Annotated in this window: 1 tRNA gene; it reads right to left on the minus strand. The window is 39.5% G+C overall.

The features are described 5' to 3' along the window. Positions 1 to 105: 105 nt before the first annotated feature. Positions 106 to 180: transfer RNA gene (locus tag AB4484_RS26540), tRNA-Gln, on the minus strand. Positions 181 to 223: the final 43 nt, after the last annotated feature.

Below are 223 nucleotides of genomic sequence, written 5' to 3' on the forward strand. Positions count from 1 at the left end.
AATCTTTATAGTTATATCGACATTGGTGATTCGATGTAACGTTGTGCTCTTGGTTTGCTATTTAACTTATAAACAAGCTAAGTAAAAACAAAGAGTTTTAAATAGTGGCTGGGCTACCTGGATTCGAACCAGGGAATGCTGGCATCAAAAGCCAGTGCCTTACCGCTTGGCGATAGCCCAACAATGATATCACTTAAGATATCTAAATAATGGTGCGGTCGGA

The organism is Vibrio sp. 10N.261.46.A3, from assembly GCF_041472995.1.
GTDB classification, from domain to species: domain Bacteria; phylum Pseudomonadota; class Gammaproteobacteria; order Enterobacterales; family Vibrionaceae; genus Vibrio; species Vibrio coralliirubri.